Source organism: Streptomyces sp. NPDC002144 (assembly GCF_053593695.1).
Map to the genome: position 1 here is coordinate 289,301 of NZ_JBSFDB010000005.1, position 13,810 is coordinate 303,110.

8 protein-coding genes are annotated in these 13,810 nt (G+C 72.3%); 5 read left to right on the top strand and 3 right to left on the bottom strand.

The window, feature by feature from the left end:
* Nucleotides 1-48 precede the first annotated feature (48 nt).
* A complete protein-coding gene (locus ACWCQ1_RS10360) occupies nucleotides 49-1,857 on the top strand; it encodes a chitinase (RefSeq protein ID WP_451026246.1) in 1,809 nt (602 codons plus the stop codon).
* Here the strand turns inward: ACWCQ1_RS10360 and ACWCQ1_RS10365 are convergent.
* Both ACWCQ1_RS10365 and gabT read right to left on the bottom strand, forming a co-directional pair.
* Nucleotides 1,796-2,356 (bottom strand): phosphatase PAP2 family protein, encoded by a 561-nt coding sequence (locus ACWCQ1_RS10365; RefSeq protein ID WP_451026247.1) that lies wholly within the window; start codon nucleotides 2,354-2,356, stop codon nucleotides 1,796-1,798. The two genes, ACWCQ1_RS10360 and ACWCQ1_RS10365, sit on opposite strands and share 62 nt — an antisense overlap.
* 497 nt (nucleotides 2,357-2,853) lie before the next feature.
* Nucleotides 2,854-4,188 carry a 4-aminobutyrate--2-oxoglutarate transaminase gene (gabT, locus tag ACWCQ1_RS10370; protein WP_133047401.1) on the bottom strand — a complete coding sequence of 445 codons (1,335 nt, stop codon included), beginning with the start codon at nucleotides 4,186-4,188 and terminating at the stop codon, nucleotides 2,854-2,856.
* A 239-nt stretch (nucleotides 4,189-4,427) separates the two neighbouring features.
* Here gabT and ACWCQ1_RS10375 point away from each other — a divergent pair, with 239 nt between their 5' ends.
* The 4 genes from ACWCQ1_RS10375 (at nucleotide 4,428) to ACWCQ1_RS10390 (ending at nucleotide 10,527) form a co-directional block, all read left to right on the top strand.
* Nucleotides 4,428-6,536, top strand: a complete 2,109-nt coding sequence (locus ACWCQ1_RS10375; RefSeq protein WP_451026248.1) for an ATP-binding protein — start codon at nucleotides 4,428-4,430, stop codon at nucleotides 6,534-6,536.
* Nucleotides 6,537-6,635: 99 nt separating this feature from the next.
* On the top strand, nucleotides 6,636-8,279 hold the full coding sequence (locus ACWCQ1_RS10380) for a PucR family transcriptional regulator (RefSeq protein ID WP_451026249.1): 1,644 nt from the start codon (nucleotides 6,636-6,638) through the stop codon (nucleotides 8,277-8,279).
* Nucleotides 8,280-8,520: 241 nt separating this feature from the next.
* A complete protein-coding gene (locus tag ACWCQ1_RS10385) occupies nucleotides 8,521-8,664 on the top strand; it encodes a hypothetical protein (RefSeq protein WP_451026250.1) in 144 nt (47 codons plus the stop codon).
* 417 nt (nucleotides 8,665-9,081) lie between these two features.
* The gene (locus tag ACWCQ1_RS10390) at nucleotides 9,082-10,527 is read left to right on the top strand and encodes an aldehyde dehydrogenase family protein (RefSeq protein ID WP_358595870.1); all 1,446 of its coding nucleotides are present in this window, start codon (nucleotides 9,082-9,084) and stop codon (nucleotides 10,525-10,527) included.
* A 111-nt stretch (nucleotides 10,528-10,638) separates the two neighbouring features.
* Here the strand turns inward: ACWCQ1_RS10390 and ACWCQ1_RS10395 are convergent, their stop codons facing one another.
* Nucleotides 10,639-13,473 (bottom strand): glycoside hydrolase family 3 C-terminal domain-containing protein, encoded by a 2,835-nt coding sequence (locus tag ACWCQ1_RS10395; protein ID WP_451026251.1) that lies wholly within the window; start codon nucleotides 13,471-13,473, stop codon nucleotides 10,639-10,641.
* Between the last annotated feature and the right edge of the window lie 337 nt (nucleotides 13,474-13,810).

A 13,810-nucleotide genomic window follows, 5' to 3' on the forward strand; every position in this document is an offset into this window, starting at 1 on the left:
GCTCCGCCCCCGTAACGCCCTCCAAATCCCCCATGCCCGGAGGCTCTTGTGGACCGCCCCAGACGCATCAGATCCCTCCTCGCCGTGCTCACGGCCACCGTGCTGGCCCTGCCCGGCCTCACCGCGCTCTCGTCGGCCGCCCGTGCGGCCGACGCGGACCTGGCGCGCAACGGCGGCTTCGAGTCCGGCCTCGACGGCTGGAGTTGCAGCGCCGGCACGACGGTCGGCTCACCCGTGCACAGCGGAAACGCGGCACTGCGGGCGACCCCGGCCGGCAGCGACAACGCCCAGTGCGCGCAGACGGTGACCGTCCAGCCCAACTCCACCTACACGCTGAGCGGTTACGTCCGCGGTTCGTACGTCTACCTCGGCGCGTCCGGCACCGGCACCACCGACGTCTCCACCTGGACACCGACCGCCGCCGACTGGCAGAAGCTGACCACCACCTTCACCACCGGCGCGGCCACGACCAAGGTCACCATCTACACCCACGGCTGGTACGGCACCGGCGCCTACAACGCCGACGACATCTCGCTCGTCGGCCCGGGCGGCGGCTCCACCGGACAGCCCCCGGCCGCCCCCACCGGCCTCAGGGCCGACGCTGTCACCTCTTCCTCGGTCACCCTGTCCTGGTCCGCCGTCACCGGCGCGACGAGCTACGCCGTCTACCGCGACGGCGCCAAGGTCCAGTCGGCGAGCGGCACTTCGGCCACCGTCTCCGGACTGTCCGCGTCCACCGCGTACAGCTTCCAGGTCACCGCCGTGAACGACGCCGGCGAGTCCGCGAAGTCGGCCGCCGTGACGGCCACGACCACGACCGGCTCGACCGGCGGGACGCCGGACCTGCCCGCCCACGCCCTGGTGGGCTACCTCCACGCGAGCTTCGCCAACGGCTCCGGCTACACCCGCCTGGCCGACGTCCCGGCGAGCTGGGACGTCATCGACCTGGCCTTCGGCGAGCCGACCTCCGTCACCTCCGGCGACATCCGCTTCACCCGCTGCCCGGTCACCGAGTGCCCGAACGTCGAGTCCGACGCCGAGTTCAAGGCGGCGATCAAGGCCAAGCAGGCGGTCGGCAAGAAGGTGCTGATCTCGATCGGCGGCCAGAACGGCCAGGTCCAGCTGACCACCACCGCGGCCCGTGACACCTTCGTCTCCTCGGTCTCGAACATCATCGACACCTACGGACTCGACGGCCTGGACATCGACTTCGAGGGCCACTCCCTCTCCCTCAACGCCGACGACACCGACTTCAAGCACCCGACCACCCCCGTGATCGTCAACCTGATCTCCGCGCTGAAGACCCTGAAGGCGAAGTACGGCAGCGGGTTCGTGCTCACCATGGGCCCGGAGACCTTCTTCGTGCAGATGGGCTACCAGTACTACGGCACCGGCAAGTGGGGCGGCCAGGACCCCCGTTGCGGCGCCTACCTCCCGGTCATCCACGCCCTGCGCGACGACCTGACCCTGCTGCACGTCCAGGACTACAACTCGGGCCCGATCATGGGGCTGGACAACCAGTACCACTCGATGGGCGGCGCCGACTTCCACATCGCCATGACCGACATGCTGCTCACCGGCTTCCCGGTCGCCGGCGACCCGGCCAACGTCTTCCCGCCGCTGCGCCCCGACCAGGTGGCCATCGGCATGCCCGCCTCGACGAACGCGGGCAACGGCTACGTGGCCCCCGCCGAGGTCGTGAAGACCCTCGACTGCCTGACCAGGAAGGCGAACTGCGGCTCGTACCCCACCCATGGCACCTGGCCGGCGCTGCGCGGCCTGATGACCTGGTCGATCAACTGGGACCGCTACTCGAACGGGGAGTTCCAGAAGACGTTCGACGGCTATTTCGGCTGACGAGCATCCAGAAGCCCGTCAGCAGCGGCGCGCACAGGCACCAACTGGCCACGACATCCAGTGGCCAGTGGTAGCCGCGCCGCACGAGGCCGTAGCCGACGGCGAGATTCACCACCGCGCAGGCGACGACGAGTCCCCGCCGGGCGTACACCGCGCGGAGCCGGGGGAGGAGGAGCAGGACCGCCGCGCCGTACGCGACGGAGGCGGTGGCGGTGTGGCCGGACGGGTAGTAGCCGGTGCCCGGGCCCGTGACCGGTGGCCCCGGACGGTCGATCAGCACCTTGAGCGGGACGACCAGGGCCGGGACCAGGGCCATCAGGACGGCCGCCGCGAGGGGCGGCAGCCACCAGCGGTCTGTACCGGTGGCGCGCCCGCGCCAGGCGACGTAACCGATGGCGACGGCGAGCACGGGGACGGCGACACCGATGTTGCCCAGGTCGGCGAGGACCTCGTAGAAGCGCCGCGGGTCCACGAGCGCGTGGCTGACCCGCCTGTCCACGCGCACCAGCAGGCCGCCGGCCGCGACCTGCCAGGTGATCAGCGTGAAGAGCAGGGCGGGAAGCCCGAGGAAGAGAAGGAAGAAGGAGGCCGGCCGCCCCGGAACAGGGGGGGGCGTTCCGAGGCGGCCGATCTGACCGGATGGACGCCCACCCCGGGGGGTTTGGGGCGGGCGACTGTCCGATCGGTGAGGAGATCCGGAGCCTGAGACTCCGGGTGTGTGCGCGAGGGCACGACCAGGTCGTAGCTGGGGAGGCCACGGCCTGAAGTCGCCCACAGTCCCCTGTGGGCGGGGTGTATCTCTCATCTGGGTAGAACCTACGGCAGTCCGGTGGCCGAAGACAGGCGGAATCGAGTCCCGACAGACACCTCGCACACGTTCTTCACACGGCCTGCCGCTCGCCGCCCCAGCCGCGGCGCCCCGGCGCTCGAAAGGGCTGGGACGGCTGGGGCGCGGGAGACCGGTTTCCTGTGCGTGAGCTGCGGATTCCCTGTGTCTCAGATCCGTGCGAGGGCCTGCTCGATGATATCGAGACCCTCGTTCAGCAGGTCCTCGCCGATGACCAGCGGGGGCAGGAAGCGGAGGACGTTTCCGTAGGTGCCACAGGTCAGGACCAGCAGGCCCTCCTGGTGGCAGGCCTTGGCCAGCGCGGCGGTCGCCTCCGGGTTCGGCTCCTTGGTCGTACGGTCCTTGACCAGCTCGACGGCGATCATGGCGCCGCGGCCGCGGACGTCGCCGATCACGTCGAACTTGTCGGCCATGGCGGTCAGCCGGGGCTTCATGATCGACTCGATGGTCTTCGCCCGGGCGTTGAGGTCGAGCTCCTTCATGGTCTCGATGGAACCCAGCGCACCCGCGCAGGCGACGGGGTTGCCGCCGTACGTGCCGCCCAGTCCGCCCGCGTGCGCGGCGTCCATGATCTCGGCGCGACCGGTGACGGCGGCGAGCGGGAGCCCGCCCGCGATGCCCTTGGCGGTGGTGATCAGGTCCGGGACGATCCCCTCGTCCTCGCACGCGAACCACTGGCCGGTGCGGCAGAACCCGGACTGGATCTCGTCGGCGACGAAGACGATGCCGTTGTCCGCGGCGAACTTGCGGATCGCCGGCAGGAAGCCCTTCGCCGGCTCGATGAAGCCGCCCTCGCCGAGCACCGGCTCGATGATGATCGCGGCCACGTTGTCCGGACCGACCTGCTTGCTGATCTGGTCGATGGCCTGCGCGGCGGCCTCCGGACCGGCGTTCTCCGGACCGGTCGGCCAGCGGTAGCCGTAGGCCACGGGCACCCGGTACACCTCGGGCGCGAACGGACCGAAGCCGTGCTTGTACGGCATGTTCTTCGCGGTGAGCGCCATCGTCAGGTTGGTCCGCCCGTGGTACCCGTGGTCGAAGACCACCACGGCCTGCCGCTTGGTGTACGCCCGCGCGATCTTCACGGCGTTCTCGACGGCCTCGGCGCCGGAGTTGAACAGCGCCGACTTCTTCGCGTGGTCACCCGGGGTGAGCTCGGCGAGGGCCTCGGCGACCTCCACGTAGCCCTCGTACGGGGTGACCATGAAACAGGTGTGGGTGAAGTCGGCGAGCTGGGCGGAGGCCCGGCGTACGACGGCCTCGGCGGACGCGCCGACGGACGTCACGGCGATGCCGGAACCGAAGTCGATCAGCCGGTTGCCGTCGACGTCCTCGATGATCCCGCCGCCCGCGCGCGCGGTGAACACGGGCAGCACGGAGCCCACGCCCTGCGCGACCGCGGCGGTACGGCGGGCCTGCAGCTCCTGCGACTTCGGGCCGGGGATGGCGGTGACGACGCGGCGCTCCTGCGGAAGGTCGCTCATGAGGGGCTCCTGGGGGGAATTGCGGTTTCTTGCCTTCTTTTCTCGCAGGCTAGGACGGGGAGCGGGGGGTGGGCATGCTCCATGTGGGCGTTGTCGGCGGATCGGGTTGTCCGCGGTGGACATGGCGCATCCGGGAGCACCCGGGCCCGCTCGGCCGCGCAATCGGTGAACTCCCTTGGTGAGGGCGTTAGATTGACCGCTGAAGGTGGACGGAAGCGGCTGGTCAGGGAGCGAGGGTGATGGACAGCGACGGGACGCGGGACGCGCGGGAGACGCATGCGAATCCTGTGCCGCGGGCACGCTCCGCGGTGCCACCGATGCCCTCGCGGGCGCCGTCGGTGCCGCCACCGGACAGCTCGGCGTTCCTGACCTGGCTGCGGGCGCCCCGCCCGGAGGCGCTGCCCGGGGTGTGGCGGTTCGGGCACAAGCCCCGCGCGCAGGAGGAACCGGAGCTCATCCCCGCCCGCCAGCTGATCAGCGGCGCGCTGATCGCCTTCCTCGTCGGCTGGCTCGTCTGGTCGCTGCTGTGGAACGGCTACCTCGGCGGCTGGTGGCTCCTGCCGCTCTACGCGATGATCCCGGACTCCTGGGCCGAGCCGCACAGCTTCGCCTCGGTCGTGGTCGTCTACGCCTACTACGTGCTGATCGCCCTGATCATCATGCTGGCCGTCGGCAGGCTCGGCCGCTGGAACGAGATCTGGCGCCGCTACGGCCCGCCCGCCTGGCGCGGCAAGACCGCTCCCCGCACCGAGCGTCCGCCCGCCCCCGACCACGACCCCGCCGAGTGGCCGCAGCTGCGCGCCGCCGGAGCCGTCGACGCCGCCGAGCGGCTCGCCGCCGAGGCGCGTGCCGGGAGGATGCGGGACGTCGACCACGCGCGGATCGTCCGGGCCTGGCAGGGCGTGCGCAGCGGCCGGTTCAACCTCGCCTCGTTCACCGGTGCCGTGCTCAAGGACGGCGCCGCCGCCTGTCTGCACCCCTCCGGCGAGCGCGACCTGCCCACCCGGATCGCCCGCCACGACCTGCTCACCGGCCAGGTACGGCTGGGCACCACCGCCGACGACCCCCGCAACCCCTACGCCTACCGCGGCGCCGGGCTCGGTCTCGGCACCGAACTGCTCGGCACCTCCCTGCTCGCGGTCGGCCCGGCCGGCTCCGGCAAGACGGGCACCGTGGTGCGCCCGCTCGCCGAGTCGCTGTGCCTGCACGCGCTGGCCGGACGGGCCGCGGTCGTCGTGGTCGGCGCGGCGGGCGCGGGGCTCGGACCGGCCGACGCCTTCGACGTCGTCGTACGGATCGGGAATCCGGAGTCGGAGTACGACCTGGACCTGTACGGCGGGAGCGCCGATCCCGACGAGGCGGCGGCCGTGCTCGCCGAGGCGCTGGTCGGGGACCTCGCCGATCCGCACCCGGGCAGCGACAGCCGGCGCTCCACGACCGTGCTCGCCCAGCTGCTCGGACCGTTCCGGGCGGTCCACGGCCGCTTCCCCTCCGTACCCGAGCTGCGCCGGCTGCTCGACGGAGCGCCCGAGCCGCTGCGGGAGCTGCGCACCGCGTTGCAGGGCTCCGGGCAGGAGTCGCTGATCCGTGAACTCGACGCGCGGGAGCGGCAGTCGGGGCATCCGGGCGATGTGGCGGCGGTGCTCGCGGACCGGGTGGCGCTGCTCGACCGGCCGGCCTTCGCCGGGTTCTTCGACACCTCCGGTCAGTCCAAGCCGTTCTCCCTCAAGGCCCTCGACCACCCGGTCCGGGTGCGGATCGACCTGCCCGAGCGCGGACACGCGGACGCCTCCCGGATGCTGGCGCGGCTGGTGCTCGCGCAGTTCACGGCCAGCGTGGCGGTACGGGAGGACCGGTCGCTGTTCGCCTGTCTGGTGCTGGACGACGCGACGGGCGTCGTCACCCCGGAGGCGGTGCGCGGCATCCAGCGGCTGCGGTCGGGGAACGCCGGCGTCGTGCTGACCCTGCGCACCCTGGACGACGTACCCAGGCCCCTGCGCGGTCCGCTGCTCGGTGCCGTCGGCTGCCGGATGGCGCTGTCCGGGCTTACCCCCTGGGACGGACAGGACTTCGCCGAGGTGTGGGGCAAGGAGTGGATCGAGGCGCGGGACGTCACCGACCGGCAGATCATCGCCGAGACTCCGGCCGGCAAGGCCCTGCACATACTGCGCCGGGTGATCACCGGAAAGGCGCCCACGCAGCGCGCGGTGACCGTGCGTCAGGTGGAGCGGGAGCGCTGGTCGGCGTCGGAGCTGGCGCACGGGGTGCCGCCGGGCCACGCGGTGCTGTCCCTGACGAACGTGAAGGGGGAGCACGCGCCGCCGCTGCTGGTGGACCTCAGGGGCTGAAACCGGATCGTACGGTACGGCGGAGTCGGCATAGTCTGTTCATACACGGCGGCCAAGTGATCACAGGGATCACGCTGCCCACACAGACCTGAAGGCCCCATGCCCCCGACGCTCGCCTCGCTCGTCCACCACTCCGCGCTCAAGCTGACGGTGCGCGCGGGCGAGGACCGGCTGGACGTGCCCGTCCGCTGGGCGCACGTCAGCGAACTCGCCGACCCCGTGCCGTACATGGAGGGCGGCGAGCTGCTGCTGATCACCGCGCTGAAGCTGGACGCGGAGGACCCTGAGGCGATGCGGCGGTATGTGAAGCGGCTGGTGGGCGCCGGGGTCGTCGGACTCGGCTTCGCGGTCGGGGTCAACTACGAGGAGATCCCCAAGGCCCTCGTCGACGCGGCGGAACAGGAGGGGCTGCCCCTGCTGGAGGTGCCGCGCCGGACGCCGTTTCTCGCCATCAGCAAGGCCGTGTCCGCCGCGATCGCGGCCGAACAGTACCGGGCGGTCACGGCCGGCTTCGCCGCCCAGCGGGAACTGACCAGGCAGGCGCTCGCCGAAGGCCCGGAGGGACTGCTCGCCGCGCTCGCCGGACAGGTCGACGGCTGGGCCGCGCTGTATGACGCCTCCGGTGCCGTCGTCGCGACCGCGCCGGACTGGGCGGGGCGGCGGGCCGCGCGGCTCACGGCGGACGTGGAGCGGCTGCGGGAACGGCCGGCCCCGGCGTCCTCCGTGGTCGGCGGCCCGGACAACGAGGACCGGGTCGAGCTGCACTCGCTCGGCACGGGACGCCGGCCGCGGGCCGCGCTCGCGGTGGGGACGGCTTCGGCGCTCGGCACGGCCGAGCGGTACGCGGTCCATTCGGCGATCGCCCTGCTGACGCTCACCACCGAGCGGTCCCGCTCGCTGCGCGCCGCCGAGCAGCGGATCGGGGTGGCGGTGCTGCGGATGCTGCTGGCGGGAGAACCGGACCACGCGCGAGCTGTCGCCGGGGACCTGTACGGCGGGCTCCTGGACGCCCCCTTCCGGATGATCGTCGCCGAGTCGGCCCCGGCCGTCCGGATGAGCGTCGACTCCCACGCGCACCTGGAGACGGCCCGAACCGGGACCGACGCCGTCGGCGCCGATCCGCTGGCCGCGCTCGCCGAGGCCGCGGAGTCCGCCGCCGCGCGGGCGGGGGAGGCCCTGCTGGTCGTACCCGACGGGGAGCGGCTGATGGTGCTCGCGGCCGACGAGGGCGCGGTTCTGGCGGCCTGCGCGGACTTCGCGGCGGGCCTGGAGGCCGCGCGGACGGGGGCGGCCCGGGAGCAGCTGGGCGGCGACGAGGACGAACTGGTCGTCGGCGTGTCGGCGCCGGTCGGCCCGATCGCCGTGGCGGCGGCCTACAAGCAGGCCGAGCAGGCGCTGTCGGTCGCCCGGCGACGCGGGCGGGTGTACGTGGCCCATGAGCAGCTGGCCTCCGGTTCCGTGGTGCCGCTGCTGGCCGACGACGCGGTGAAGGCCTTCGCGGACGGCCTGCTGCGCCCGCTGTACGAGCACGACGCGACCGGCCGGGGCGACCTGGTGGCCTCGCTGCGGGCCTGGCTGTCACGGCACGGCCAGTGGGACGCGGCAGCGGCCGACCTGGGCGTCCACCGCCACACCTTGCGCTACCGGATGCGCCGCGTAGAGGAGATCCTCGGCCGCTCCCTGGACGACCCGGACGTACGCATGGAGCTGTGGCTGGCGCTTAAGGCGACGTCGGCGGAGTAGGGACGCGCCGAAGAGGAGCACGCGGCTGGTCGACAGCTGCCCGCCGGAGGCACCCGTGTCCGGTGCTTCGGGAGATGGGCGACTACGGGTAGGCGTACGCGGCTGGTCACCCGCTGCCCGCCGGGGTCCTCGTGTCCGGCGCTGCGACGAGATGGCCGATGAGGCGTGCGCGGGTGGTCGACCGGCGCCTACCGGAGGCACTTGTGCGCGGCGCTTCGAGGTGATGGCTAATGGGGCCAATGTGGTTGGGATACAGCTGCCCGCCGAGGGGACTCTGTCCGGCGCGTCGAGGAGATCCGCGGACTGGCCGGTGAAGCAGACGCGGCTGGTCGAGCTGCCCGCCGGAGGCCCTCCAGCCCGGCGCTTCGAGGAGATGGGCGAGTAGGCGCACGCGGCTGGTCGACGGTTGCCTGCCGGACGCCAGCCCCCTTGCTCGGCACGGGCGAGGAGATCCGCGGACTGGCCGGTGAGGCGTGCGAGGCTGATCGACAGCTGCCCGCCGGAGGCACTCGTGTCCGGCGTGTCGAGGAGATCCGCGGACTGGCCGGTGAGGCGCACGCGGCTGGTCGGCCGTTGCTCGCCGGACGCCCCCCGCCCGGGCTTCGCGGACTCGGCAAAGAGGCGCGTCCGCCCGGTCGGCCGTTGCTCGCCGGACGCCCCCCGCCCGGTCTCCGCGGACTCGCCAAAGAGGCGCGTCCGCTCGGTCGACCACTACATGCCGGACAAACGCACCCCCGTCCGCCGCGGCCTACCGTGGACGCGAACCCCCTGTACATCCCAACGGAAGGGCCGGGATCCCGCAATGACTTCCACCACCGCCTTCTGGCTCGCCGGCCGCCAGGTCACCGGCGAGGACACCGTCGACGTCACCTCCCCGTGGGACGGCCGCGTGGTCGGACGGGTGAGCGTGCCGACGGACGCGCAGGTCGAGGAGGCCGTCGCCGCCGCGTACGCCGTGCGCGACGAGTTCGCCGCCACCCCCGCCCACGTCCGTGCCGCCGCCCTGGACCACGTCAGCCGCCGTCTCGCGGAGCGCACCGAGGAGATCGCGCGGCTGATCTCCGCCGAGAACGGCAAGCCCGTCAAGTGGGCGCGCGGCGAGGTCGGCCGTGCCGTCTCCGTGTTCCGGTTCGCCGCCGAGGAGGCCCGGCGCTTCAACAGCGGCGAGGCCCAGCGCCTCGACACCGACCTCGGCGGCCAGGGCCGGCTCGCGCTGACCCGCCGCTTCCCCAAGGGTGTCGTCCTCGGCATCGCGCCGTTCAACTTCCCGCTCAACCTCTGCGCCCACAAGATCGCCCCGGCGATCGCCGCCGGTGCGCCGATCATTCTGAAGCCCGCCCCGGCCACCCCGCTCTCCGGCCTGATCATCGGTGACCTCCTCGCGGAGACCGAGCTCCCGGCCGGCTCCTGGAGCATCCTGCCGGTCGCCAACGACAAGATGCCCGCCCTGGTCCAGGACGAGCGGCTGCCGGTCATCTCCTTCACGGGCTCCGACAAGGTCGGCTACGCGATCATGGACTCGGTGCCGCGCAAGCACCTCACGCTGGAGCTCGGCGGCAACGGCGCGGCCGTCGTCCTCGCCGACTTCGCGAGCGACGCCGACCTCGACTGGGCCGCCACCCGCATCGCCACCTTCTCCAACTACCAGGGCGGCCAGTCCTGCATCTCCGTGCAGCGGGTCATCGCCGACGCCTCCGTCCACGACCGTCTGCTGCCGCGCATCGTCGCCGCCGTCGAGGCCCAGGTCACCGGCGACCCGAGCGACGACAAGACGGACGTCGGCCCGCTGGTCAGCGAGGACGCGGCCAAGCGCGTCGAGTCGTGGGTCAAGGAGGCCGTGGAGGCGGGCGCGACCCTGCTCACCGGCGGCGACCGTGACGGCGCCTCCTACGCTCCGACCGTCCTCACCGACGTTCCGGCCGACGTGACCATCTCCTGCGAGGAGGTCTTCGGTCCCGTCCTGACCGTGCAGAAGGCGGACGGCGAGGACGCGGCCTTCGCGGCCGTCAACTCCTCCAAGTACGGCCTCCAGGCAGGGGTGTTCACCCACGACCTGCAGGCCGCCTTCCGCGCCCACCGCGCCCTCGAGGTCGGCGGCGTCGTCATCGGCGACGTCCCCTCCTACCGCGCCGACCAGATGCCGTACGGCGGTGCCAAGCAGTCCGGTGTGGGCCGCGAGGGCGTGAAGTTCGCGATGGACGACTACACCTACGAGCGCGTCCTCGTGCTGACCGGCCTCGCCCTCTGAGCCGACCCCTCTGGCTAATGGGAACCATTTTCATATAGGCTCCCCGAAGGGGCCCGGCACCGATGCCTTCCGGTGCCGGGCCCCTTCCTCACGCCGGCCTTCCCCGGCCCCTCAACCGGAGAAGCCGACACGCGCGAGCCGCAGCGGGCCGCGCAGCCTGAGACGCACGTCGTGCACGCCCTCGGCGACGATGTCGGCGCGCAGCGTGGTGTAGTCGTACGGCCCCGGGGTGGGCGTCCTCGGACTGAGCACGGCCAGCACCGCGCCCCCGTCCAGGGACACCTCGACGGCTCCCTCGCCCGCCACCGTCACCCGCACCTCGCTGACGCCGTCCCCCAAGTCGCAGTCCCGGTAGAGCAGTTCGGCGACCCGATCGGCCTCCGGCGTCACCGCGTCCGCCGCCACCTTCGTCCGGTCGACGAGGACGGCCCCGCTCTGCTCGTCGAAGTCGGCCGCCTCCAGCCCGCGTCGGAGCACCGGCCGCGGGGCGCCGGGCTCACCGTCCAGGATCACCGTCGTACGCAGCCGGACGTCCTCGCTGGAGGCGCCCGCCAGGATGTCGTACGGGCCCGGCTCCAGCCGCCACCCGCCCCGTGCCACGTCCCAGAACTCGAAGGCGGACAGCGGGACTTCGAAGTCCAGCTCCGCCCGCTCGCCCGGCGCGAGCGTGACCCGGCGGTGCGCGAGCAGCTCGCGCCGCGGACGCGGCACCGTGGGCTCCACGGCCCGGGTGTAGAGCTGGGCGACCTCGTCTGCCGTCACGTCGCCGGTGTTGGTGACCGTGAAGGAGACGCGCAGCGCGTCGCCCTCCATCCCGGCCGTCAGGTCGCCGTAGGAGAAGGCGGCGTAGGACAGGCCGTGTCCGAACGGGAACAGTGGCGTGCCCTCGAAGTACAGACAGGTCTGCCGGCCGCCGATCACGTCGTAGTCGAGCAGCCCGGGCAGATCGGCGTCGCTCTCGTACCAGGTCTGCGGGAGCCGGCCGGCCGGGGAGACGTCTCCGGCCAGCACTCGGGCGAGCGCGGTGCCGGTCGCCTGGCCGCCGTGCGCGGTCCACAGCACCGCCGGGAGCGAGGTGGTCCGTACGGCGTACGGATAGGCCGAGACCAGTGCCAGCACCGTGCGCGGGTTGGCGGCGCGGGCCGCGCGCAGCAGGCGCTCCTGGTGGCCGGGCAGCCGCAGCGTCGTACGGTCCTCGGTCTCGCGGCCGTTGATGTGCGGGTCGTTGCCGGCGACGACCACGACCACGTCCGCCTGCTCGGCGACCCTGCGCACGGCCTCCTCGCCCCGCTCGGCGAAGACCAGCTCGAAGACTTCCGGATTCCCGTCGGCAACCTTCACTCCGTCGGCGGCGACAGTGACATGGCGACCTGTGCCGAGGTGCCGGAGGAGGTGACCGTTCTCGTGGCGTTCCAGGCGGAAGGTCTCCTGGACGACCCAGCCGCCGGGCTGGTCCGCGGAGGCGCGAACGCGGCCTTCGTCGGCGACCGAGAGGTAACGGCCGTCGGGGGCCCGGAGCGTGAGGACGCCGTCCCCCCAGTCCACCAGGGCGAGTTCGGTGCCGACCGGACCGGTGGTCAGCGGTGGCAGGTCGGTGCGGCCGGCCAGCAGCGCCGGGTCCAACGCCCCTTCCGCGCCGCGCACTTCGTCGTCCGCGTCGGCCGAGGGGACCTCCACGTACGCGCCGGACGAGGTCCTGAGGCGGACGCGGTCGACGCCCTCCGCGAACTCCACGCGGTCCGCGCCGAAGCGTTCGTACAGACCCTCCAGCGGGGTGGAGCGGTGGATCAACGTGCCGCTGTACCAGTCGAGTTTGCACTCGTCGGCCAGCAGACCCACCACGGCCACGCGGGTGTCGGGGGCGAGGGGCAGCAGACCGTCGTTCTTCAGCAGCACGATCGCCTGCTCGGCCGCCTCCCGGGCGAGCGCGCGGTGCGCCGGGGTGTCGAAGTCGAGGGTGCCCGCGTGCGGATCGTGGAGCGGGTCGAACTCGCCGAGACGGAAACGTACCGAGAGCTGGCGGCGGACGGCCGTGTCGATGTCGGCCTCCGTCAGCAGGCCCTGGTCCAGGGCCCCCCGGACCCGGGCGGTGATCTTCGAGGGGTCCGTCCCGTGATCGGTGAAGCTGTCCACGCCCGCGTGCAGCGCGGCAGCCGTCGCCTCCTCGTGCGTGTCGAAGTAGTGCTCGAAGTCGACCAGGTTGGAGGGCGCGCCCGCGTCCGAACAGACCAGCAGCTCCTCCTCGGTCCAGGTGCGCAGATGCTCGCGCAGATACGGCGAGACGTGGTTGGGGCGGCCGTTGACCAGGTTGTACGCGGGCATCACCCCGGCGACCGCGCCCGCCTCGACCGTCTCGCGGAAGGCGCGCAGGTCGTACTCGTGCAGGACGCGCGGACGCACCGAGGAGGACGAAGTGGCGCGGTCCGTCTCGTTGTTGTGGGCGAGCCAGTGCTTGAGGACCGGCGCCGTGCGCCAGTACGTCGGGTGGTCGCCACGCAGACCCCGGGTGTACGCCGTCGCGATGGCCGAGGTCAGTTTCGGGTCCTCCGAGTAGCCCTCCTCGTTGCGGCCCCACAGCGGATGCCGCAGCAGATTCACCGTCGGGGACCAGACGTTGAGGCCCACGCGGTCGTCCCGTGCGCGCATCGCGCGGATCTCCTTCGAGACCGCCTCGCCGACGCGGCGCACCAGGTCCGGGTTCCAGGTGGCGCCGAGGCCGACGGCCTGCGGGAAGACCGTCGCCGGACCCATCCAGGCGACGCCGTGCAGGGCCTCCTGGCCCGTGCGGAACGCGGCGATGCCGAGCCGCTCCACGGCGGGCGCGAACTGGTGCAGGAAGGAGATCTTCTCATCGAGCGTCAACCGCTCCAGCAGGTCGTCGATGCGCTTCGCGAAGGGCAGCTGCGGATCGCGGAACGGCGGCGTGGGCGGCGTCTGTTCGGTCACGTGGGGATCCCCTTGCGATGGAGCGACGGAACGCTTTCGAAGCGCTTCGATGCTCATTCGACGGATGGGCGGGTGTCAAGAGAGAGGCACGTTTACTTCATGCGGCATATGCGAACCGGTCGAGTGTGAGGGAGCGTAGGAATCTTGGAATCGACCCTTGTGCACCCCCAGGCGTTCACCTAACCTCACACCGACATCGAAGCGCTTCGACTAATCGAATGCACTCGCCTGATCGAATGCACCCGCACCGTGTCGAAGGACCGCTTCAGCTCAGCCAGTTCCACTCAAGACACCGCAGCCGACGGCCACCGCCGGGTGTCCTGGTGTGCCACGAAGG